The following is a 22,289-nucleotide window of genomic DNA, read 5'->3' on the forward strand; positions in this document are numbered from 1 at the left end:
AGTAATATAGAACCTCAGAATCTTAGAATCTTAGTATCTTAGAACCTTATTTCAAGGAAGCCATATCAATCACAAAGCGATACTTAATATCTCCTTTTAATAATCTTTCGTAAGCATCATTTACTTCGTTTACTCCTATTATTTCGATATCCGCAGTGATATTGTGTTCTGCACAGAAATCGAGCATCTCCTGAGTTTCTTTGATTCCACCAATGGCAGATCCTGCAAAACTTCTTCTTCCTAAAATTAGGCTGAATGAGGTTACAGGAAGCGGATCCATCGGAGCACCAACTAATACCAGATTTCCATCTACTTTAAGTAAATTCAAATACGAATCGATACTATGTTCAGCCGACACGCAATCTAAAATAAAGTGCAATGTTTTAGCATGTTTCGCCATTTGTTCCGGATCTGTAGATAAAACTACTTCATCGGCACCCAGACGTTTTGCATCTTCGGTTTTAGATAATGATGTTGTAAATACCACTACATGAGCCCCCATTGCTTTCGCTAATTTTATTCCCATATGGCCTAAACCACCAATACCAACGATCCCCACTTTTTGACCAGGGCCTACTTTCCAGTGTCTCAATGGAGAATAAGTTGTGATTCCTGCACATAATAACGGAGCAACTCCGGCCAAATCTAATTTGTCTGAAATATGCAAAACATAATTCTCATCAACCACAATACTTTGAGAATAGCCACCAAAAGTTTGTCCACCTAAATGTTTATCAGGAGAATTGAAAGTAAGTATGTTTCCTTCATCACAAAATTGCTCTAAATCATTTTTGCAATGTTCACATTCTCTACAAGAATCAACCATGCAGCCCACACCTGCCAATTGACCTACTTTGAAATTCTTTACGTGGTCGCCTACTTTTACCACTCTTCCCACAATTTCATGTCCGGGAACAATTGGGTAAACAGTACCGTGCCATTCGTTTCTGGCAGAATGCAAATCAGAATGACAGATTCCACAATACAAAATTTCTATTTCTACATCATGCGCCTGCACTGCTCTGCGTTTGATGTCTAATGTTTGTAATGGTGCTTCAGCAGCTTCTGTACCAAAGGCTTTTACGTCTTTTGTTTCCATGTTTTAAGTTTTTTTTGTTTCAAGTTTCAAGTTTCAGGTTGTTTTACATTTGCCACAAAGCACTAAGTCGCAAAGATTGACAACTTATAGCAAAGGAGTATCTAGTGTGATCCCTAGTGGTCAGTAAGCTCAGAATTATCTAATTATCTAATTATCTAATTATCTAATTATCTAATTGACAAATTATCTAATTCCTCTAACTTCCAAAACTGTGATATTCTTTATCAGTAACGCTATCAAGCCATTCCCCATGACCTTTGTCTATCTCAGTAATAATAGCTAAATAAGAAAATTTTCTAAACGGGGTTGCTCCATACCAGTGTTCGATTCCAGGCAAAATTGTAATCACTTCGTCTTTATGAATTAAGCGAACTGCGTTTCCTTTTTCCTGATAATAACCTACACCTTCTTTTGCAATAAGCATATGCAGGCTTGAATTAATATGCCAATTACTTCTTGCACAAGGCTCAAAAGTAACTTCCTTAATCATTGTATTTTCAGGATGGATATTACTAGTTTGTTTTTTATAAGATACTTCGCCCGTCATATACGTGTTCGGGACTTTTCCTTCTTCAATAACAGTTGTATAATTTGTTGACATAACTTATTTATTTTTTGGGGTTAGTATTTATTTAAAACTATTGTATTGTTCATCGGTTACGGGTTCTAACCAATCTACAATTCCGGTTTGGGTATTCGTGCTTATGGCTATATGGGTAAATTCGCTATCGGGAGAAGCACCATGCCAGTGTTTAAGGTCGGGAGGAATATTGACAACATCACCCACTTGTAGTAGCTGAATAGGTTTGCCAACTTCCTGATAATATCCTGTTCCGTTTGTTACTATAAGAATTTGTCCGCCGGGATGGGTGTGCCAATTGTTTCTTGCACCGGGTTCGAAAACGACATTACCAACTGCAGTATTTAAAACCGGGTCGTTTGGCACGAGCATTTTAACCCAGGCATTTCCTGTAAAGTAATCCGCCGAAGCCAAATCGCCTTTTGGAAAAATTTCGTTTAATTGATTTTCTGAAGTTTTCATAATTATTTGTTTTTACTATCGGAACAACCAAATCCGAAAAGCAGGAATGCGCTTTAAGAAGTTAGATTTAGTTTATAGAAACCGATAAAGGATTAATACTAATTATTTCGATGCAAATTTACTTTAGTAAAACCGACCACAGATAATGATAATCAAACAAAAAATTAAGAATATGAAACAATTTATGTTCTTAACGATTTCGGAATTGTTCCGGTGAGTCTTTTAAAGTAATTATTAAAATAGCTCGGATATTCAAATCCGAGTGAGTAACCGATGTCAGCAATGCTCCAGTCCGTATGTTGTAATAAAGCTTTGGCTTCGCCGATAATTCGTTCTGTAATATGCGCTGTAGTAGGTTTTCCGGTCACTTCTTTTACCGAACGATTGAGGTGATTTACATGTACTGCAAGGCTTTGCGCGTAATCTTGCGGTGTTTTCAAAATCAGTGGCTGATCTTTTGTTTCTACCGGAAATTGTCTTTCTAAAAGTTCTAAAAATAAGGAAGTGATTCTGGATGAAGCATTTTTATGTTTAAAAAAGTTTTCAGAAGGTTGCATTTTCATCGATTCATGCAGAATCAAATTGATATAATTGCGAATTAAATCATCTTTAAAAACATAATCTGTTTCCTGTTCTTCGATCATTTTTTTAAACAACGAATCTATAAACAACTTTTGTTCAGCCGATAACGAAAAAATTGGTGTTCCGCCTATTTTAAACAAAGGTGATTCATGAAGACTTTCTGAACGGTCTTTTACCTTCAAGAAATCCTCGGTAAAAACGCAGGCATAACCTTCATAAGAAGGGGAAATAATATCCCATGAATAGGGAATATGCGGATTCCCGAAAAACATAATAGTTCCGTCAACTTCTATACCGCGATCTGCGTAATGTATAAGGCTTTTACTGGTATTGATACAAATTTTGTAATAATCCCTGCGATTATAAGTCGGAATTTTACTCACATCACCATTTACTTCGTATACTTTAAAACCCTTCAGCTTTAAATCGTTTATACCAAGTTCTGTTGCCTGACATTCTATTTGTTCTTTCATTTTGCAAAGTTATGAAAATCAAATAAAAAAAGTTTATTTCAGGTTTCTTTTGTTTCAGGTTTCAGGTTTCAGGTTGCGGCTCGTTTAACCGTTAAGCTTTTTTTTCTTGCGTGCCTTGCGTAGATCTTAGCTCCCGATAGCTATAAACTATTTCATTTCTAGTTCCCCGATTTTAAAATTTTAGCAAAATGTGCTCTTTCTCTGAGACAATAATAACTGAAAATTAGACGTTAAAAATTTAGAATCATTCTATCAGTGCTTCTGGAACAAATCTTATTCTTTTGATGTAATTTTATATTGAAATTTAACAAAACCAAATTAATCATGAGTGTTATAAAAGACGAAACTACGCTTCTTAGCACCATTAAGCGTATTGATGAAAAGATAGATAAATTAAATGATCAAAAAATAATTGCCTTTTTTGACCACCTTGGATTAACCAAAAGAGACGATGTACCAAAGAATTTCCTAGACTTTGAAACTATACTTATCGTGGTTCCAAACCGACATATATCACACGAATTAAAATATTTCAAATATTCCATTTCCAGGCTTTCTTTCGTAACAAACCCTTATGCCAAAGAAATTCATGTATATGATTTTAAAGAATGGAACAGCATTACCCGAAATAAAACACAATTTCAGGTAAGAGAGTTGTTAAAAACCAGTTTTGGAGGCGTGAGAGATGTTACTGAAGGAATGAATTAACTATAGCCAATGAAATGGATCACCAGAGAAAGACCTAAAATTGACAGAATTGCGTGCCCATGGCTAATCAAAAAGTTTGTCGACCCTGATGCTGAGTTTATTTATGTCCCTTTTGATGAAGTTTTGGCTAAAGCCGAAGTTTTAAATGCGATTCCGTTTGACATTCCAAATGTAGAATATACCCATTACAACGAAGAATGCACTTTTGACTACATTGTAAAAAAGCATGAACTCAAAGATCCAGCTATTTTAATAATAGCCAAAATTGTTCGTGGCGCCGATACAGATCAACATGATCTTGCAAAAGAATCGGCCGGGCTCTGGGCCATTTCTGCCGGGCTTTCTCATAATATCACCAACGATGCCGAATTATTGACAAGTGGAATGGTTATTTATGACGCGCTCTACACTTGGGCAACGCATTTGTACAAACAAAATCATTTGCAAAATAGTCCTTTTGAGCGTTTGCTTCATGAAGTTTACGAAAAGTTTTTACTCGAAAAGAAAACCAATCAAAAAACACCTTCATGGGTTAAGGATTTAAAGGAGATTATTCAGGATCAAATCGATACCCAATTTGCTTTTGACCTGAAAAAAATTTCGAGCGAATTAGAATTAAATCCGTCTTATTTATCCCGTGAATTTTCTAAATATTTTGAAGATTTAAATTTTGGCGATTATGTTAGAAAACTGCGAATAGAAAAAGCCATAAATCTGATTCAGAATTCAACTTATACCTTAACTGAAATTGCTTATATGACGGGCTTTTCAGACCAAAGTCATTTTACACGAATTTTTAAACTTCATACCGGAAAAAATCCTTCCTCCTACAGAAAAAATTCACTAAAAAGTAAACCAGATACAAAAAGTAAATAGCGTTCTATTTATATCTACCAAGTGTATATAGTTTTGTTTGATCAACAAAAACTATCATGATTACATTTAGACACATTGCAATTATTACTTCATTTTTTACAACGATTAGCATATTTTCTCAAACAACTTATCCTAAAATAACGGGCTATTTTGGTATTCTTCATCCCATTGTAACGATTAGCAGCGAACAAACTAATTTAAATTTCAGGGATTATTATGCCGTTGGTTTTCCAACAGGAATCAACATCTGGAAAAGCTCGAAAATAGGTTTCTCTTTCGAAATTGTTCCAAATATAAAAGTGCAAGGCGCTAGTGATAAAGTAACCAATATTTTATTTCATCCCGGTGTTCTGGTTGCCTTAGGAAAAGGTTACACTTTTGCCGGAAGAGCCGCCTTTGAAAGCAGCGGAAGATATGGTTTTACACCAGTAATAAACAAAACCGTTCTTAAAAGTGATAATTGCAGTTATTTTGTTGCAGTTCCGCTTCCGGTGAGATTTGGCAACGATCATCCGGCCACATTTACGGTAGGTTTTCAATTTGGAATTGCCTTCTAAAGATTTGTTTTCAGGTTTTCTTTGTTTGGCCTCGTATCAGGTTTCAAGTTGTTGAATTCTGTGCCTAACCGCAATCCCGATAGCTATCGGGAGGAAAGGGTTACGCAAGGTTCGCAATGGTTTACGTGAAGCTAATCACATACAGCTTTGCGAACTTAACAAAGTCAACTGGCAAACACATCAAAAATAATACTTTGCGTGCGGTAAAATTAATTCGGTAAACTCACCATACAAATCTTATCTAATTTCAAAAATGCTGATAAACTTTTGTTCTAATTTTTTTCTTTTTCTCTCTTCATTCCATCTCGAATAAAAAGCCATAAAAAGTAAAAACAAATTAACAATTGTAGACGCTCGCCTAAGTCCTTTAGCAAAAAAGAGAAAAAAGATATTGATTGCCACGATAAGAATTATTGGAGAATAGTACGCCCAAAATTGTTTATATTTATTACCGGGTTCAACAATACAATCAACTTTAAGTCTATTATTAATGCTCTCATATTTCCCTCTTATGATAAAATTTGTTGATGACTTTGTCGAATTTACAGTTAAACTAAAACTGTTATCATCAAAAAATCCGTAAAAAGGCTTTATGCCACCAGATATAGGAAATATTCTAACCTGTCCTAATGCTGCTTTTGGTGAACCAATTTCAGTATTATTTTTTAATCTTAGTCGAAATTCTTCTAAGCTGAGTTTTGATTCCATCTTAATTCTAATTTCCTTTCTAGTTCTGCTGTGGTGTCAATACACTCTTCACCATTTCATTCAAAGCATTTCCGTGAATGTTTTTAGCCAAAATAATTCCGTTTTTGTCTATTAAAAAATTTAAGGGTACAGATTGAAGCATATAATCTACAGCAGCTGGAGATTTCCAATATTTAAGATCGCTTACTTGTATCCATGGGAGTTTTTGTTTGGCAATAGCTCCTAACCAAAGTGGTTTTTTAGTATCCATTGAAACACTGTAAATGGATAATTTACCTGAATACGTATTATATAATTTTAACAATTCTGGCTGTTCTTTAATACAAGGTCCGCACCACGATGCCCAAAAGTCAATTAAAACTAAATCTCCTCTTAAAGAAGTTAAGGCTACATTGTTTCCTTTTGTATCCGGAAGATCGATTTCTGGAGCGATATCACCTACTTCAAGTCCTACAACCTGAGCTTTTGAACTGGTTATCACGCAACATAAGAATCCTAAAATAAGTAAAGTTTTTTTCATAAAATGGTTAAGTTTTTTTGATAATTTGGGTTATCAGATTTGAATCTCACGTAAAGTCGCAGAGTCGCAAAGTATAATTTATTTGCTTTAAAAACTTTGCGCCTTTGCGGCTTTGCGTGATAAATATATCAACAAATATAAATACTTCTTTCAATATATTTTGACAAACAATTGTATTTTATATTCATCCTCGCTTTCATAAAATTTTCCTAAAAATTTTTTCTTAAATTGGTATATCGGGAAAAGTCGATATCTTTGCACCATGGAACAAATAGAAATCTTTAAGGCACTGTCGAACAAATCCAGATTACAAATGCTGGAATGGCTAAAAGAACCCGAATTACACTTTCCTGATCAACTCCAGCATGCAGGATTTGAACACGGTGTTTGTGTAGGGCAAATACAAGCCAAGGCAGGCCTGACGCAATCAACTGTTTCTGAATACTTGTCTATTTTACAACGTGCCGGCTTTATCGAAGCCAAACGCGTGGGACAATGGACTTACTATAAACGCAACGAAGGTGCCTTTGAAGCACTCAGTAAATTAATTCAAACTAATTTGTAAATTACTATGAGTACAAACAACCTGTTTTCGCCATTTAACTTAAAAACGTTAAATCTTAAAAACCGAATCGTAATGGCGCCAATGACACGCTCATTCTCGCCAAACGGAATTCCAACTGATGAAGTAGCTTCTTATTATCAAAAAAGAGCTGAAGGTGAAGTTGGATTAATATTATCTGAAGGAACTGTGATCAACAGAGCTTCATCATCAAATGATGCTAATGTGCCTCATTTTTATGGTGACGCAGCTTTAAAAGGATGGAAAAAGGTGATTGACGAAGTGCACGCAGCCGGAGGTTCAATGGGACCACAGATCTGGCATATGGGAATCATGGACAACCATCATTCAGGATGGGTTCCTCCAGTTCCTTTTGAAGGTCCGTCTGGGTTAAACCGACCTGATTTTAGAAATGGAGTTGCCATGACTGAAAAAGATATTGAAGATACTATTCTCGCTTTTGGACAAGCTGCCGCTGATGCTAAAAGATTAGGTTTTGATACTATCGAAATTCACGGTGCACACGGATATTTGATTGACCAGTTCTTTAGAGCTGAAACAAATTTACGTACTGATATTTACGGTGGAAAAACTTTGCCGGAACGTAATCGTTTTGCTATTGAAGTAGTAAAAGAAATAAGAAAACAAGTTGGGAATGATTTCGCTGTGATCATGCGTTTTTCTCAATTTAAACCTTCTGATTACAATTATAAACTGGCTAAAAATCCACAAGAATTAGAAGCATGGCTTACACCTCTTGTTGAGGCAGGAGTTGATATTTTACACTGTTCACAACGTCGCTTCTGGGAACCTGAATTTGAAGATTCTGATTTGAACTTTGCAGGATGGGCTAAAAAAGTTACCGGAGCACCGACTATTACAGTAGGTTCTGTGGGACTTTCTGGAGATTTCTTTGGAGCGTTTGCAGGAGAAAGTTCAGAGCCAACTTCTTTAGAAGAATTAAACAGACGTTTCGACAGAGGCGATTTTGACTTGGTTGCTGTTGGAAGACCTTTATTATCTGATCCAAATTGGGTTGCGAAAATCAAAGCGGGAAAAATGGATCAGTTGAAAGGTTTCAGTAAAGAAGCTTTAGGACAATTGGTTTTAGAATAAAGAAGGTACAGAGTTATAAAGGTTCAAAGGGACAAAGGTTTTAAACTTTGAACCTTTTTCTAAAAATATAAAAGGGATGAAACAAATTATGTTTCATCCCTTTTTTGAATACCTAATAACTAACAAAATTAGAAATTCAATATTTTTAAGTTAGGTACAGAGTTGCAGAGGAACAGAGGGGCAAAGGTTTTCCTTTGAACCTTTTTACTTTGTTCCTTTGAACCTTTGTACGTTTGAACCTTGCACTTTCTTTTGCAGCCAATTTCTAACGGGTTCATCGTATAATTTCAAGCATAAATAAGCAATAACAATACTTGAAATTAAAACACCTATTCCAATTATGTAACCATCTTTTATCTCTATTTTATTATCGATAACCCAGGCAGTATACCAATAAATTAAGGGATAATGTGTAATGTAAATTGGATAGGATATATCACCTAAAAGCTTGCATATTTTAGCGGAAAAAGCACTTTTAATTTCACCTCCTGCTCCAATCGCAACAATTAAGGGAAATACTAAAATAATACAGAAGGATTCATATAAACCGTTCATCCATAAACTGTTTTCATCTCCAATTCTTGGTATAATAAGCACTGCTGAAATCATCAAACTGCAAATCCAGAAAGCACCTTTGATGTGAATTAACTTTCCTAAGCGGCAAAGTAAAACCCCAGCAAAAAATGGGTATAATAAACGGGTAAATCCAACATTCATTTGTTCCAGATTCAATGACCATCCACCAATTACATCTCCTTTTGGCCCGAAAACAGTATAATTAATCAGCATTCCAGCAAATATCAATACAAAAACGGTCATTACTTTATTCGAGAATTTACGAAATAAAACAGCGTATAAAATATTGGCAATATATTCAAAGAAAAGCGACCAGGCCGGCCCGTCAAGAGGATGCATTTCGCCCCAACCTCTGATTTCCAAAGAGGGTGGAATTGGTAATAATGTAAAACCGATAACCATGGTTACAATTACTTTCCAAACTTCCATTCCGGCAATTTGTGGAAATAGAATATCAGAAGCCTGAAAATAATAGCATATCGCGCCAATGATCATTCCCATAATGACCATAGGCTGTAAACGGATTAGGCGTCGTTTGTAAAACTCCCATTGTGTCATTTTTGCCCAGCGATCGTCATAAGCATAAGCTACAACAAATCCGGACAATAGAAAAAAGAAATCAACAGCTAAATAGCCGTGGTTGATTATTTGATTAAATCGGCTCCCTCCGTTATGTGCTTCCAGAATATGGAAAGCAACCACTAAAATAGCAGCTACTCCACGCAAACCGTCGAGAATTTCGTAATGTTTTTTTGGTTGAATATCAATAGAAGTTGAACTCATAAAAATATTGTTTTTGGTTTAAAGGTTAATTTGGTTGGTGTCCATTTTACCGCAAAGTACACAAAGGGTTTACGCCAAGTTCGCCAAGTTTTATTCATATAGCTTTGCGAACTTAAAAAGACAACATAAACACAACGATAAAAAATACTTAGCGCACTTTGCGGTAAAATTCGCAAAGCCTTAAGTAAAACTACATAATTATCTAATTTTCTAATTCTCCTAATTATCTAATTAATCTATTCCTGATGCTTCTTAAGCCACTCCAGTCTTCTTTGATCCGGCAAATGTGTTACTTTAAAATTTTCAAACTTAGCTTCAAAACCTTTTCCGTCTGGAGACGCAGCCATCAGACCAACCATTACGGGTGTATTGTCTTGTAGCGGCGCATTTCTTGTCAGTATATAATTTTTATCATCATAAGAGAAAAATACTTCAACAGCATCTAGTCTTCTCACCACTTTTATCCAGACAAATGGTGGTGCTTTATCCAGTGTTGTTACACTCCAATCGCTTTTATCATGTGTTACCACAGTGCTGATATTGAACTTTCCATCTACAAATTCTACTCCGGTTTTAATGTAGTTTTTTTCATCAACACGAATCATTAATCCCATTTGGTCAAAACGAGCAATGTAATTGCCTGTTATTTTTACTTTAGCTTCAAATTCTCCCCCGTAAGTTGCGTAGTAAAACGGTGCATCATCAACGGTAAATCCGTAATGTGAAATACGCCAGTAATCACTGCTCGCGGTTACATTCATAATCAAAGCATTGTTTTTAATTTCCCATTTTTCAGGTTCATTAAACCACTGCATTTTATTCAGGCTTTGCGCCGAAAGGTTTTGAAATAAAATAAATGCTGTGACCAATAGTACTATTTGTTTCATAAATATTTTTTTTAAGATGCAAAACTTCTAACATCTAACATCTAACATTTTACATATAACTTTTCTTTAAAAAGCAAAGCTGCAACTTTTTACCATTGCAGCTTTACAACCAACCAATTTAGAAAATTAATGAAATTATTGAAGTGAAAAACTCACTTTAGATTTTATAGCTGTAGATGATGCTCCTATTAAAGCTTCAAAAGCTCCCGGCTCAGCGACCCAGTCGTGTTTTTTATCATCAAAGAAACTTAAAGCAGTTTTGTCAACCGTAAAAGTTACCGTTTTCTCTTCTCCGGCTTTTAGCGAAACTTTTTCAAAACCTTTTAATTCCTTAATTGGACGAACCAAAGAAGATTTTAAATCGCTGATATAAAGCTGAACTACTTCAGAACCGTCTCTGCTTCCGGTATTTTTAACTTTCACAGAAAACGTGATTTGATCTCCAGCCGACATTTGTTTTTTGTCAGCAGTCACTTTTCCATATTCGTAAGTGGTATAACTTAAACCGTGACCAAAAGAGAATAATGGTTTGATTTTTTGTTTGTCAGCCCAACGGTATCCTACAAAAATACTTTCTTTATACGTTACATCTTCTCCACCTGGAAATTCTCCCAAAGCGTGTGCACCGTTATCAGATAATTTTACCGGGAAAGTGAAAGTCAATTTTCCAGAAGGATTTACATCTCCAACTAAAACCGCTGCCAAAGCATTTCCCGCTTCTGTACCTAAAAACCAACCCTGAACAATTCCAGGAACTTCTTTTACCCACGGCATTGCCACTGCGTTTCCAGAAATATTTACGTAAACAATGTTTTTATTTACTTTCGCTAATTCAGAAATTAATTTATCCTGACCATACGAAAGTTCTAATCCTTTACGATCGTGTCCTTCATCGTCCTGGTTTTCACTTTTATTTAAACCTCCAATAAACAGAACAATATCAGCATCTTTAGCTACTTTTAAAGCTTCTGCAGTCAATTCTGCCGGAGAACGTTTTTCTTCTAAACTTACTTTTGCAATAACACCATTATAATTACTTGTAGGATCTCCAACATAACCACGGGCATAAACGATTTCTGCCTGATTGCCAATTCTTTTCTTTAATCCTTCAAGCGGTGTAATTTCATATCTTGCTTTTAGTGAAGAACTTCCACCACCAACAGTCATCATTTTAATGGCATTTTCACCAATAACAGCGATCTTTTTAGTTTTAGAAAGATTGATTGGCAAAATGTTATTATTATTTTGAAGCAATACGATTCCTTCTTCTGCAATTTTCAAACCTGCCTGAGCATGTTCTTCCGTTCCGAAAGATCCAAAAGGTCTGTTTTTGTCCATTGTAGTTAAGAAGGACAAACGTAAAATACGACGCACTTTTTCGTCTAATTCTTTAGTTCCAATCTCTCCTTTTCTGATCATTTCTGAATAAGGTTTTGCCAAATAATAGTTGTCATAAGCATTACTAGTTCCCCATGAAAGTCCGTTTGTCCAGGATCCAAATTCCATATCTAAGCCATTATGAATTGCCTGTTTTGTATCATTAACTCCGCCCCAATCTGAAACTACAACACCTTTGAAACCCCATTCTCCACGAAGAATATCGTTTAATAAAAACTCATTATGACAACATTGTTGTCCTTTGTATTTGTTATAAGATCCCATAATTGCCCACGCATCACCTTCCTGAACAGCCGCTTTAAAAGCCGGAAGATAAATTTCGTACAAGGCACGATCATCAACAATTACGTTTACTGAGTTACGATTCGTTTCCTGATTGTTCAGGGCAAAATGTTTTACACAGGCTGCAACTCCATTGGACTGAACTCCTTTAATATAAGGAACCACCATTTTTGAAGTTAAGAAAGGATCTTCACCCATATACTCGAAGTTACGACCGTTTAATGGTGTTCTGTAAATGTTAACTCCAGGCCCTAATAATACATTTTTGTTACGGTAACGTGCTTCTTCTCCAATTGATTTTCCGTATAAAGAAGCCAATTCCTTATTCCATGTTGCAGAAAGTGCCGTTAAAGCCGGAAATGCAATACAAGAATCGTTTGTCCATCCTGCCTGATCCCATTCATCCCACTTCACTTCAGTACGAATTCCGTGTGGCCCGTCGGTCATCCAGTTTTCCGGAATTCCCAAACGTTTTACACCTGGTGAACTAAATTTTGATTGCGCATGAATCATGGCAATTTTTTCGGCAGTTGTCATTTTCGAAAGTGCATCTTCAACACGTTCGTTAATTGGCTTTTTATCATCCAGATAAACCGGAACTTTGTTTTGGGCATTAATCCCAAACGAACTCAACACAAGTAAAACAAGAAGAGTTTTAACGTTTTTGAACATAACTATTAATTTATTAAAGCATTTAATTTATAAGCAGAGACTTTTAGTCAAAAGTACCTTATAATAATATTGTAAAGCTATAACGTTATAGTCCGTGTTAGAATTTTGGACGAAAAAAAGTAGTGAAATAAAAAATTAAACTATTAATTATCAAGTATTTAATAATTTAAAAAAGGCAAAAAAAGTAGTAGATTTAAAATAAATCGTTACATTTTTAATGAAATTAAACCTATTTTTATGACCATTTCTTCAAAATCATTTCGGGAAACTGCCGCTTTATTTCTTGCTCTGGTACGATAATTATAAATCGTGCTTAAAGAGTAACGGAGAAAGGCAGCGATTTTTACACTGTCGGTAATCCCAAGTCGGATAAGTGCAAAAATACGAAGTTCTGTATTTAATAATTCACCCTGTTTTAAAACAATCTGCTCCTCTTTAATAAGTAAATCATTGAAATCTTTCACAAAGGTTGGATACAGATTCAAAAAGATAATATCGAAATTCTTGTATAACTCTTCCAGCTCATTATCAACCAGCGTTGTTGATTTAAGCATTTTATAGATTTCGTCAAATTGCTTCGCAGTTGCTTTTTTATTTAAAATAATACGATAATTTTCTAACTTATTGATGTAAGTCGAGCACAGACTGAAGAAATGTGCTATATACTCTTCCTTAATATGATTTGATTCTGATAATTGTGCGTTACGTTCCTGCAACTGATTGTTGGTTTCGGTAATATCTTTGTTTAATTCGGCTAATTTTTGACTTGTCTCAAAAAGTTCTCCCCGAATTCTGGATACTTTTTTCATTTGTTTGTAAACATAAATTACGGCAACAATCAAAAATACTGAAAGAATGCTAATGAAAAGCAAATACAATTGCAATTGCATTTTACGTTTTGCCTCTCTTTCTAAATAAGAAGTATTAATGATTGAATAGACTTCAGACATTTGAAGCGTACGAAACTGAACATTGCAAAAAAGTGCATCAGCAATAGCGGACTGTGTTAGTTTATACGCCATATCAACATCACCAGATTCATAATAAGCCAAAGCCAATTCCTGCAAAGAAGCATTATCTTTTATAGCATGTTTAATGTCTGAAATGGCAGACAGTGCGTAGTATTTTTTTCTTAATTCTGATTGATGTGTGGTTTCATAAATACTTCCGAGGAGATAACCAATCATTGCATATTGCGTATTATCCTGATCAGCGGTTTCCAGCAATTGCATTAATTTCTTCTTAGCAATTCCAAAACGTTTATCTGAAATATGCTGCTGAATCAAATTGATTTTATACTTCAGCGTTTGCGGATTTAGTACAGTTAATAAAGAATCACGATAACTCCTGATTTGCTGTATGTATTTTTTATCATAGCTATTGGCTACATAATGCTCATAAAACTCTCGATAAGCTTCATAATATTCCGGTAGCAGTACCGTTGATAATTCTTTTTTATTAATTCCTTTTAAAAGAGCTTCTGATTCACGGTATTTTCCTGACGACGAATAAAGTGTTGCCAATTGAAGTTCGGCTTGGTCTTTTAATTTTTTATTCTGAAGTTCAGCTGCAATTTTCAAATTCTTTTTTACGTAGAAAATAGCCGAATCAGAATTGAATTTTAAATATTCTGTGTATAAGGTTTTATTGTAGTTGTACTCCTGCTCTTTCGTTAAATCTTCTGATTTAATTTTTTTGAAGTTTAAAATACGTTCTTCTTTAAGCTGAACATAACGCTGTTTATTTCTTAATGCATTGTTTAGCTTATCCAAAATAGTATCTGTACTATCAGATGCATGAACGGGGTTACCTAAAAGAACCAATAAAAGAAATAACAAACAATTTTTCAAGGGGAATAAAAATAAATGATACCTACAAATATACTAAAGTGATACAATTAATTAGAATTATTTATAATTGGCAAATTTTAGGAAAATTTCAAATTTAGTTACAAAAAATAAAGCAAAACATTTTATAAAAAAGACATTTTAAAGAAATCCTAACAATGTTTTTATAATTTTGTCAGAACAATTTCTCTAAATTAAAACGACACCACCATGCCACATTTTATTATTGATTGTTCCGAAAACGTCATCCGATTAAACTCGGCCGAAGAAATTATGCAGGAGGTTTTTAATGCGGCTTTATCAACCGATCTTTTTAGTGCCTCTGAAATTAAGGTTCGCATCAATCCATTTTCTTATTACAATAACGGAAATACTTTAGATGATTTCATTCATGTCTTCGGATATATTATGGAAGGCCGAACGTCAGATCAAAAAGCAAAATTATCAAAGGCAATTGTAACCTCATTAAATAATATAGTAGCTGAAGTCCCAGTGATTTCAATCAATATTAAGGATTTTGAGAAGGCGAGTTATTTTAATAAAACGATGATTTAACATTTAATGATATAAAAAAAATTATAACAAATTTATTTTGACATAAAAATAGCCTCGAATTCACAAATGATTTCGAATAAGTTTTTCAAAAAATTCGTGAATTCGTGGCTAAAAAAAAACTTTGTCAAAGTTTAAAACTTTTACAAGCCCTTAAAAAGTCTATTTTCTTTATTCTATTTTCTTTATTCTATTTTCTATACTCTATTTTTTATTTTCTATTTTCTATATTCTATTTTCTATATTCTATTTTCTATATTCTATATTCTATATTCTATATTCTATATTCTATATTCTATATTCTCAATTAACAGCAATTGGCGCCGCCAGACAACTTTCCGGAATATCAAAAGCATTTACTAACGCGACCGCATCCGGGCGAATATCCCAACACAATTGATTAACTATTTTACGGATTGCTTTGGTTTTCACCGCTTCCATATATCCATCTTCAAGATACCAGCCTTTGTTTTTTTCTAATTGTGAAAGTGCGTATAACTGATTTAATTTGGTCAATATTTCTTTTGATTTTTCATCCTCCACTGTTTTAATCGCTGCCTGAAATTGTTCTAAAACTACGCGTTCCAAATAGGCCTGTGCAACATCTATCATTTGATGTTGTACAACATTAAAAGCATCGTAAGGTTCTAAACCTCCATCAACTAATTTTTTAATACGTTGTGCTGCCGAGGCCAAAATTGTTTTTTCCCTGTGAATAAAAGCCTGCAAATGAAATTGATCATCCAATAAATGTTCATCATCTGTTCTGCGGGTCGCTATCGGATTTTTTTCGGTAATCGCTACTTTGGCATTTTCATAGACATAATTAATAATTCCCAGAGATCCCATTTCCCCAAATGCTTTTCTGAATTCTGATAAACGATTTTTAGCTACTAATTGCATCAAAACAGTATTATCACCTTCAAAAGTGGTGTAGATTTCGGTATCGTTTTTTAAGGCATCGATTCTGTTTTCAGATAAATATCCTTTTCCGCCGCAAGCCTCTCTGCATTCCTGCAAAATATCTCTGGTACTCCAGGTAGAATAGGATTTCATACCGGCTGCCAAAGCTTCAATTTCCTGCATTTCATCTTCCGTTTTATTCAAAAATCTATTGGTCAGATATTGCAAAGCAAAATGAACGGCATATGTTTTTGCCAATGGCGGAATCAAACGACGTTGGTGCATTCTGTAATTTAGAATTGGCACTTCAGAACCTCCTTCGGGGCCAAATTGCCTTCTTTGATCGCTATATCGAATCGCAATTGTCAGGCCTGATTTAGCTGCTGCTAAAGCGGAACGTGGAATTCCGATTCGTCCTCCAACCAAAGTGCCCAACATGGTAAAAAATCGTCTGTTATCACTCGGAATCGGGCTTTCGAATTCTCCATTATCATTGACAGAAGCAAAACGATCCAGCATATTTTCCTTCGGAATAACCACATTATCAAATGAAATTGTTCCGTTGTCTACGCCGTTTAAGCCCATTTTATGTCCGCAATCACCAATAGTAACGCCGTTTAAAACAGTTCCGTTTGTATCGCGAAATGGAACCACAAAAGCGTTTACACCATAATCGTGATCATCAATAATTAACTTGGCAAAAACGGTTGCCATTTGTCCGTGAACAGCGGCATTACCTATGTATTCTTTTTGCGCATTTTTATTGGGCGTATGAATAGTAAAAGTCTGATCGTTATGATTGTAAGTTGCAGTTGTTTCTAATCCTTTTACGTTTGAACCATGATGCGTTTCCGTCATTGCAAAACAACCCGGAATTTTAAGTGAACCAATATCTTTTAAATATTTAGCATAATGTTTCTCAGTTCCTAACGATTGAACGCTCATTCCCCAAAGACCAAATTGAACACCAAATTTTATCACTAAACTCAAATCATGATAACTCAAAGTTTCCATAATCGCAAAATAATCTTCTACGTTTCCTCCACCGCCGTATTCTTTGGGATACGCCATATTGCCCAGGTTTTCTTCGGCTAAAATTTTGCACCAATTGTAAACCGTTTGGCGGTAAACGTTGATATCTGTTGAAGTTTCATAAGTAAATTCAGGTCTTGAAATAACCGATTTTACTTTTTTGATAATGGCGGCTTCTTTTCCGTCTAAAAGATCGGTTATTTTCTGAATATCAAAATTAGAAGTCGTTTGAGAATTTGCTGTAAAAGAATCCGCTTTAGTTTTGAAGTTCTGAATGACTTCTTCGCCTAGAATTCCAAGATCATTTTCAAGCTTTATAAACTCTGGTTTTACAGTCGAAATGTCTACATCTTTTTCAGAAAGTGCCTCAGCAATGTCAAAAATTGATTTTATGGAAGCTTTATCCTGAATACTTTTCTCGATATCTGACTTCCATTGTGTGAGTTCATTTCGCGAAGGCGGATTTGAAATATCAACCTTAGAAAGCAATTGTTGTTTTTCTTCGGGCGAAAGCCAGACCAAATTATTAATAAATTGCTGAATCGTTGCAAACTCCTTTTGAGTTAACAAATCATCAGACCACACTAAATAGAATAACGGTATAAAGGCTTGAAGTTTGGTATTTTTCATAAAATATAGAATCTGTTTTAGCAATAAAATTTATTTTTTTGCCAAAGATTTCAGAGATTAAAAGGATTTTTTTCAGTACTAATTTTAAAATCTTTTTAATCTGTGAAATCTGTGGCCCTTTTAAATTTGCTTAATAAAAAAAGCAGGAATGAAAATACTCATTCCTGCTTTAACATCCTGTTAAGATTCTGGTAATTTATTTTTAAACCAATAAAAAGTATGCAAATTACATTTAAATAGAATCTTTAGACGACAGGATATATTTTTGTTTTAACGCAAAAATATGGTGTGAATTAAAAACGATAACCGCTATAAAAATAATGCTGTAGGCTGCAATCTGCAAAGATCCAATTTGTTCGTGATAAACGAAGTTTGCCAAACAAAAAGCAATCATTGGATTAATATTTAAAAGCATCCCGACTGTTGATGAATTAATACCTGAAAGTGCATAAAGATTCAGGAACAAAGGAAATATAGTAAACAAAATTGCAATGGTTTCGATACAGAAATAAAACTTAAATTCGGTTGGAACTGGCCCGCTATATGCCGGATAAAAAGGCAATAAAAACAAGGCTGCCAATGTAATATGAAAAGTAAGAATGATAAACCTGTCAAAACCTTTATTGATACGTTGGCTTACTAAATAACATGCATAAGTAAAACCAATAATAATACTGAAAAACATATCCATAATTGCAGTGTACGACAATAACAAACAACCCGAAACGCTCAATCCAACAGAAATCCATTGTGTTTTACTCAATTTTTCTTTTAAAATAAAATAAGCCAATAAAGTCGTTAAAATTGGACAAACCAAATACGCCAGCGATGTTGCTTTTACACTGATGTGGTTCATTACATAAATAAAAGTAAACCAGTTTAACATTAAAAAAACACTTCCGCCAATGTTTAATAAAATTGCTTTTCGTTTTTCTGCAGCTGACAACGCTTTAAAAATTGAAACGGTTTCTACTATTTTTTTTTTCTTAAAAGCAAAAGCAATAAGCAACATCAAAATACTACAACTAAAGACGCGATAAAATAAAATATCTAAAGAAGCGTATTCATGTATGGGCTTTAGAGCCAGACTAAAAAAGCCCCAGATTGCAAAACAAGTTATGGCTGCTATGTAATATTTGGTTGTTTTCACGATGATTATTTTGATTAGTTTTCTATTAAAGCAAATTTCTTAAAAATAAAACAGCAATACAGATACAGTTTTTGTAAATTGCACCATAACAGTTTTTTTTTATGAAGAATTCCACTTACTTATATCTGCAGTTTGCTGATCGTATTGAAAAGCAAATAAAATCGGGCGTTTTGAATGTTGGTGATAAGCTTCCGTCAATACGCGAAGTCTGTGCTGAAACAGGTTACAGCATGAGCACCGTGAGCAAGGCCTATTATGAAGTCGAGAGCAGATCTTTAATTGAATCAAGACCTCAATCTGGTTATTATGTGAGTAATACTTCGGCCAGGATTATTACAGAACCTTCTCCAAGTAGTCCGGATTTAAAATGCCTGAATATTGATCGGGAAGATTTAATTGATCAGGTTTATGGTAATATGACGGATAAAAATATTACGATGCTTTCTTTGGGTTTTCCTTCGAATGAGCTGCTTCCTATTGCTAAATTAAATAAAGGAATAATTCAGGCTACGCGCCAGCTTCCCAACAGCGGAACGAGTTATGAACAAGTGCAGGGAAACCTTAATTTGAGAAAGGAAATTGCGCGCTGGTCTTTTACCTGGGGTGGTTCGTTAACCGAAAATGATATTATTACAATGCCAGGCTGCACTAGTGCCATATCACATTGTTTGATGACGTTGACACAACCGGGAGATACTATCATTACAGAGAGCCCTGCGTATTTTGGAATTTTACAATTAGCAAAATCACTGGGTTTATACATTATGGAATTGCCCACAAATATCACAACAGGAATTGAACTGGAGGCTTTAAAAAAAGCACTTGCCACAAAAAAAATAAAGCTTTGCCTGTTGATGAGTAATTTCAGTAATCCCTCTGGGAGTATGATGCCTGTTGAACATAAAAAAGAAGTAGTTAAGTTAATGGAATTTTACGACGTTCCGTTAATCGAAGATGATATTCACGGTGATTTGTACTTTGGCTCCAGCCGCCCAACCAATTGCAAAACATATGACGAAAGTGGTATCATTCTTTGCTGTAGTTCTGTATCCAAAACATTGGCTCCGGGATACCGTGTGGGTTGGGTTTCGCCTGGAAAATTTAAAAAACAAATACTACGTAATAAAATTTACCATACGCTCTCCTCTCCTACTATTACACATGAAGTTGTAGGTGATTTTCTAAAAAATGGGCGTTATGAAAATCATCTCCGAAAAATTCGCCAGATTCTGAATCACAATTGCAATAATTATATTAATACGGTTTTGGAATCTTTTCCAACAGGAACTAAAGTAAGTCAGCCACAAGGCGGATTTTTTCTTTGGATAGAACTGGATAAAAATGTTGACACAGCAGCTTTTTATCATTTAGCCATGAAACATAATATTAGCATTGCTCCCGGCCGAATTTTTTCTTTTCAGGATCAATTCTCCAATTGCATGCGTTTGAGTTTTGGTTTGCCATGGACCAACGAATTGCGGGAATCAATCAAAACATTAGGAAGACTGCTGCATTATTAAATAAAAAACCAGACAACATAATCGTTGTCTGGTTCCTAACTAATCTAATTCCAACATTTAATTACAAAACAAAATAAGCATCGGCTGTCGCTTTTTTGGTTTCCGGTTTAAGATCAAATTCCTTAATAATATCAAATTCACTTTGATATTCATTAAGCATTTGCATTAAGTTCTTTTCAATTGTATTCGAAATTGCTGTTACAGGCGTATCTGTTGGTCTGTTTTCGAACGGATCCTGCAAATGAATTGCCATTTTCTCAATCAGGAAAAACATTCCTCCAATAATTGTAATTAGCGGAATTGCAAACCAGCTTAACAAATTAACCAATCCAAAAGGCAACAACAGAATAAATAAACACAAAGTCATTCTGATATACATACTATAAGTGGTTGGGAAAATCGTATTTTTTATACGTTCGCATTTCCCCATTGCATCACATAATCTTGTTATGGTTTTATCGATTTCAACTTGCTGATAAGCATTAAGACGCCTGTCTTTTCGTGCAATTCTTAAATCTCTACCATGCAGCAATAAGATTGCATTTGGTACATTTTGATGATTTTTTACAAAATTTATTTCTTCTTCGCTAATCAAATCTTTGATCGGTTTTATCGCATCTTTATTTCGCAGTGCCTGACCTAAACTGTAGCACCATGCAATTTGTCTTTTTGTAAAATTTTCTTTGAACTCATTGGCTTCCACAGAAAAATCAGGGTCTTTATAAAAAGTTAGCATCTGTCTTACCAAAGTTCTTGACTCATTTACGATAGCGCCCCAAACAATGCGTGCTTCCCACCATCTATCATAAGCCTGATTTGATTTAAAAGCTAATAATAAAGATATAATGGTTCCGATCATCGTTGGAATCGCAATTGGAACGTCAACAGAGACATTGATGAAATAATGATGAAAAACTTCAAACAATATCGTATAAGTTAATACCAGTCCCAACTCAACTTTTATTTTTCCAAGAACGTATTTCATTGGAATTCTTTTCTTTAATAACATAATTTTTCGTTTAAAATGAAACGTATTCTTTTTTGAAGCTGGCTATTATACCTGTTCTTCATATAGCGATAAAACAGGTAGTCCTAATCTATCGTTGATATTTTCTTTCTTATTTTTTGTGAATTTAATTTTCTCACCTTTACGTGTTTCGACTAATAAATCGATATCATATTTTGAAATAGCTTCAGATAAATAAGGTGCAAATTCTTCGTAATTATCATCAAATTTGGAGGTTTGACTCACGATTTCAAAAGAGAAATTGGCGCTTAAATACTGCTGAACATCTTTAACATGCATATTGGCCTTACCATTTTCTATGTAAAGTGCTTTATTAAAATCTTCTTTATAATGCTCATTTCCTAAATGTAAAATCGGGCATTTCTGATTTCCTGCTAATTGCATCAAATATTGATGAATTCGTTTTGTTTCCTGTTTGTAAGATTGCGTCAAAACAATCAATTTAACATCAAAGGCTTCAATGATACCTTTAAAGATTGGGGAAGATAACCCGTATTGATTGTGAATTTTTATTTTGCAGTTCGTAGTGTGTCCTATAATATATCTGCAAGTTTCAAGAACCAATTCCTGGCTTGCAGTAAGACTAACTCTCATTTCACGCAAAAACTGTGAAGCTGAAAAAGTATCAGGAGTATCTGAGACTATCATTAAAATAATCTCGCAATTGTTATTTTTTGCCTGATTAACAGCTGATTTTACAGCGCTGATAGTATCTTCTTCTAAAGTGGTTGGTATAAGGAAATTTTTCATATGTATAATCGTTTAGTTTATACATACAAAATAACTA

At 34.4% G+C, this 22,289-nt stretch carries 21 protein-coding genes; 7 read left to right on the forward strand and 14 right to left on the reverse strand.

All coding sequences use genetic code 11. The features are described from left to right. Positions 1-46 precede the first annotated feature (46 nt). The 4 genes from B0A65_RS21330 to B0A65_RS21345 form a co-directional block, all read right to left on the reverse strand. Positions 47-1,099 carry an NAD(P)-dependent alcohol dehydrogenase gene (locus B0A65_RS21330; RefSeq protein ID WP_074657730.1) on the reverse strand — a complete coding sequence of 351 codons (1,053 nt, stop codon included), beginning with the start codon at positions 1,097-1,099 and terminating at the stop codon, positions 47-49. A gap of 196 nt (positions 1,100-1,295) precedes the next feature. Then, positions 1,296-1,700 carry a cupin domain-containing protein gene (locus tag B0A65_RS21335; protein ID WP_074657728.1) on the reverse strand — a complete coding sequence of 135 codons (405 nt, stop codon included), beginning with the start codon at positions 1,698-1,700 and terminating at the stop codon, positions 1,296-1,298. A 27-nt stretch (positions 1,701-1,727) separates the two neighbouring features. Further along, entirely contained in the window at positions 1,728-2,141 is a 414-nt protein-coding gene (locus tag B0A65_RS21340; RefSeq protein WP_074657726.1) for a (R)-mandelonitrile lyase, read from the reverse strand. Between the two features lie 182 nt (positions 2,142-2,323). Next, entirely contained in the window at positions 2,324-3,196 is an 873-nt protein-coding gene (locus B0A65_RS21345) for a helix-turn-helix domain-containing protein (protein ID WP_074657724.1), read from the reverse strand. Between the two features lie 324 nt (positions 3,197-3,520). Here B0A65_RS21345 and B0A65_RS21350 point away from each other — a divergent pair, with 324 nt between their 5' ends. Genes B0A65_RS21350 through B0A65_RS21360 form a run of 3 tightly spaced genes read left to right on the forward strand, consistent with a single transcriptional unit; the run spans position 3,521 to position 5,337 of the window. Continuing rightward, entirely contained in the window at positions 3,521-3,904 is a 384-nt protein-coding gene (locus B0A65_RS21350; RefSeq protein WP_074657722.1) for a hypothetical protein, read from the forward strand. A 9-nt stretch (positions 3,905-3,913) separates the two neighbouring features. Continuing rightward, positions 3,914-4,780, forward strand: coding sequence for a chromate resistance protein ChrB domain-containing protein (locus B0A65_RS21355; RefSeq protein WP_074657720.1), 867 nt, complete (start codon positions 3,914-3,916; stop codon positions 4,778-4,780). 56 nt (positions 4,781-4,836) lie between these two features. Then, positions 4,837-5,337, forward strand: coding sequence for a hypothetical protein (locus tag B0A65_RS21360; RefSeq protein WP_074657718.1), 501 nt, complete (start codon positions 4,837-4,839; stop codon positions 5,335-5,337). A 237-nt stretch (positions 5,338-5,574) separates the two neighbouring features. Here the strand turns inward: B0A65_RS21360 and B0A65_RS21365 are convergent, their stop codons facing one another. Both B0A65_RS21365 and B0A65_RS21370 read right to left on the reverse strand, forming a co-directional pair. Beyond that, on the reverse strand, positions 5,575-6,045 hold the full coding sequence (locus B0A65_RS21365; protein WP_074657716.1) for a hypothetical protein: 471 nt from the start codon (positions 6,043-6,045) through the stop codon (positions 5,575-5,577). Positions 6,046-6,064: 19 nt separating this feature from the next. Next, positions 6,065-6,565, reverse strand: a complete 501-nt coding sequence (locus tag B0A65_RS21370; RefSeq protein ID WP_074657714.1) for a TlpA family protein disulfide reductase — start codon at positions 6,563-6,565, stop codon at positions 6,065-6,067. A 262-nt stretch (positions 6,566-6,827) separates the two neighbouring features. Here B0A65_RS21370 and B0A65_RS21375 point away from each other — a divergent pair, with 262 nt between their 5' ends. After that, entirely contained in the window at positions 6,828-7,130 is a 303-nt protein-coding gene (locus tag B0A65_RS21375) for an ArsR/SmtB family transcription factor (protein ID WP_074657712.1), read from the forward strand. A 6-nt stretch (positions 7,131-7,136) separates the two neighbouring features. Next, entirely contained in the window at positions 7,137-8,243 is a 1,107-nt protein-coding gene (locus B0A65_RS21380) for an NADH:flavin oxidoreductase (protein ID WP_074657710.1), read from the forward strand. A gap of 204 nt (positions 8,244-8,447) precedes the next feature. Here the strand turns inward: B0A65_RS21380 and B0A65_RS21385 are convergent, their stop codons facing one another. The 4 genes from B0A65_RS21385 to B0A65_RS21400 form a co-directional block, all read right to left on the reverse strand. Further along, complete coding sequence (locus tag B0A65_RS21385; RefSeq protein WP_074657707.1) at positions 8,448-9,602, reverse strand: acyltransferase family protein; 1,155 nt, start codon at positions 9,600-9,602, stop codon at positions 8,448-8,450. A 236-nt stretch (positions 9,603-9,838) separates the two neighbouring features. Next, entirely contained in the window at positions 9,839-10,489 is a 651-nt protein-coding gene (locus tag B0A65_RS21390) for a DUF1349 domain-containing protein (protein ID WP_074657705.1), read from the reverse strand. Between the two features lie 135 nt (positions 10,490-10,624). After that, positions 10,625-12,841 carry a glycoside hydrolase family 3 C-terminal domain-containing protein gene (locus B0A65_RS21395; protein ID WP_074657703.1) on the reverse strand — a complete coding sequence of 739 codons (2,217 nt, stop codon included), beginning with the start codon at positions 12,839-12,841 and terminating at the stop codon, positions 10,625-10,627. 206 nt (positions 12,842-13,047) lie between these two features. Beyond that, positions 13,048-14,679, reverse strand: a complete 1,632-nt coding sequence (locus B0A65_RS21400; RefSeq protein WP_242670332.1) for a DUF6377 domain-containing protein — start codon at positions 14,677-14,679, stop codon at positions 13,048-13,050. A gap of 219 nt (positions 14,680-14,898) precedes the next feature. Between B0A65_RS21400 and B0A65_RS21405 the strand changes: the two genes are divergently transcribed. Continuing rightward, entirely contained in the window at positions 14,899-15,243 is a 345-nt protein-coding gene (locus B0A65_RS21405) for a 5-carboxymethyl-2-hydroxymuconate Delta-isomerase (RefSeq protein WP_074657699.1), read from the forward strand. A 300-nt stretch (positions 15,244-15,543) separates the two neighbouring features. On the opposite strand, the gene B0A65_RS21415 is transcribed toward B0A65_RS21405, so the two are convergent. Then, positions 15,544-17,805, reverse strand: a complete 2,262-nt coding sequence (locus tag B0A65_RS21415) for an acyl-CoA dehydrogenase family protein (RefSeq protein ID WP_074657697.1) — start codon at positions 17,803-17,805, stop codon at positions 15,544-15,546. Positions 17,806-18,037: 232 nt separating this feature from the next. Further along, entirely contained in the window at positions 18,038-18,955 is a 918-nt protein-coding gene (locus tag B0A65_RS21420) for an EamA family transporter (RefSeq protein WP_074657696.1), read from the reverse strand. Positions 18,956-19,056: 101 nt separating this feature from the next. Between B0A65_RS21420 and B0A65_RS21425 the strand changes: the two genes are divergently transcribed. Beyond that, positions 19,057-20,475 carry an aminotransferase-like domain-containing protein gene (locus tag B0A65_RS21425; protein WP_074657695.1) on the forward strand — a complete coding sequence of 473 codons (1,419 nt, stop codon included), beginning with the start codon at positions 19,057-19,059 and terminating at the stop codon, positions 20,473-20,475. Between the two features lie 61 nt (positions 20,476-20,536). Here the strand turns inward: B0A65_RS21425 and B0A65_RS21430 are convergent, their stop codons facing one another. Both B0A65_RS21430 and B0A65_RS21435 read right to left on the reverse strand, forming a co-directional pair. Then, a complete protein-coding gene (locus tag B0A65_RS21430; protein WP_074657694.1) occupies positions 20,537-21,484 on the reverse strand; it encodes a bestrophin family protein in 948 nt (315 codons plus the stop codon). A 45-nt stretch (positions 21,485-21,529) separates the two neighbouring features. Next, on the reverse strand, positions 21,530-22,252 hold the full coding sequence (locus B0A65_RS21435; RefSeq protein ID WP_074657692.1) for an adenine nucleotide alpha hydrolase family protein: 723 nt from the start codon (positions 22,250-22,252) through the stop codon (positions 21,530-21,532). Positions 22,253-22,289 lie beyond the last annotated feature (37 nt).

It is taken from the genome of Flavobacterium frigidimaris (assembly GCF_002217275.1).
Classification (GTDB): Bacteria; Bacteroidota; Bacteroidia; order Flavobacteriales; family Flavobacteriaceae; genus Flavobacterium; species Flavobacterium aquidurense.

Coding starts and splice junctions, on each gene's coding strand:
- B0A65_RS21405 (WP_074657699.1), top strand. CDS start 14,899: ATGCCACATTTTATTATTGATTGTTCCGAAAACGTCATCCGATTAAAC.
- B0A65_RS21430 (WP_074657694.1), bottom strand. CDS start 21,484: ATGTTATTAAAGAAAAGAATTCCAATGAAATACGTTCTTGGAAAAATA.
- B0A65_RS21370 (WP_074657714.1), bottom strand. CDS start 6,565: ATGAAAAAAACTTTACTTATTTTAGGATTCTTATGTTGCGTGATAACC.
- B0A65_RS21350 (WP_074657722.1), top strand. CDS start 3,521: ATGAGTGTTATAAAAGACGAAACTACGCTTCTTAGCACCATTAAGCGT.
- B0A65_RS21435 (WP_074657692.1), bottom strand. CDS start 22,252: ATGAAAAATTTCCTTATACCAACCACTTTAGAAGAAGATACTATCAGC.
- B0A65_RS21390 (WP_074657705.1), bottom strand. CDS start 10,489: ATGAAACAAATAGTACTATTGGTCACAGCATTTATTTTATTTCAAAAC.
- B0A65_RS21375 (WP_074657712.1), top strand. CDS start 6,828: ATGGAACAAATAGAAATCTTTAAGGCACTGTCGAACAAATCCAGATTA.
- B0A65_RS21340 (WP_074657726.1), bottom strand. CDS start 2,141: ATGAAAACTTCAGAAAATCAATTAAACGAAATTTTTCCAAAAGGCGAT.
- B0A65_RS21425 (WP_074657695.1), top strand. CDS start 19,057: ATGAAGAATTCCACTTACTTATATCTGCAGTTTGCTGATCGTATTGAA.
- B0A65_RS21360 (WP_074657718.1), top strand. CDS start 4,837: ATGATTACATTTAGACACATTGCAATTATTACTTCATTTTTTACAACG.
- B0A65_RS21330 (WP_074657730.1), bottom strand. CDS start 1,099: ATGGAAACAAAAGACGTAAAAGCCTTTGGTACAGAAGCTGCTGAAGCA.
- B0A65_RS21415 (WP_074657697.1), bottom strand. CDS start 17,805: ATGAAAAATACCAAACTTCAAGCCTTTATACCGTTATTCTATTTAGTG.
- B0A65_RS21395 (WP_074657703.1), bottom strand. CDS start 12,841: ATGTTCAAAAACGTTAAAACTCTTCTTGTTTTACTTGTGTTGAGTTCG.
- B0A65_RS21365 (WP_074657716.1), bottom strand. CDS start 6,045: ATGGAATCAAAACTCAGCTTAGAAGAATTTCGACTAAGATTAAAAAAT.
- B0A65_RS21355 (WP_074657720.1), top strand. CDS start 3,914: ATGAAATGGATCACCAGAGAAAGACCTAAAATTGACAGAATTGCGTGC.
- B0A65_RS21380 (WP_074657710.1), top strand. CDS start 7,137: ATGAGTACAAACAACCTGTTTTCGCCATTTAACTTAAAAACGTTAAAT.
- B0A65_RS21385 (WP_074657707.1), bottom strand. CDS start 9,602: ATGAGTTCAACTTCTATTGATATTCAACCAAAAAAACATTACGAAATT.
- B0A65_RS21345 (WP_074657724.1), bottom strand. CDS start 3,196: ATGAAAGAACAAATAGAATGTCAGGCAACAGAACTTGGTATAAACGAT.
- B0A65_RS21335 (WP_074657728.1), bottom strand. CDS start 1,700: ATGTCAACAAATTATACAACTGTTATTGAAGAAGGAAAAGTCCCGAAC.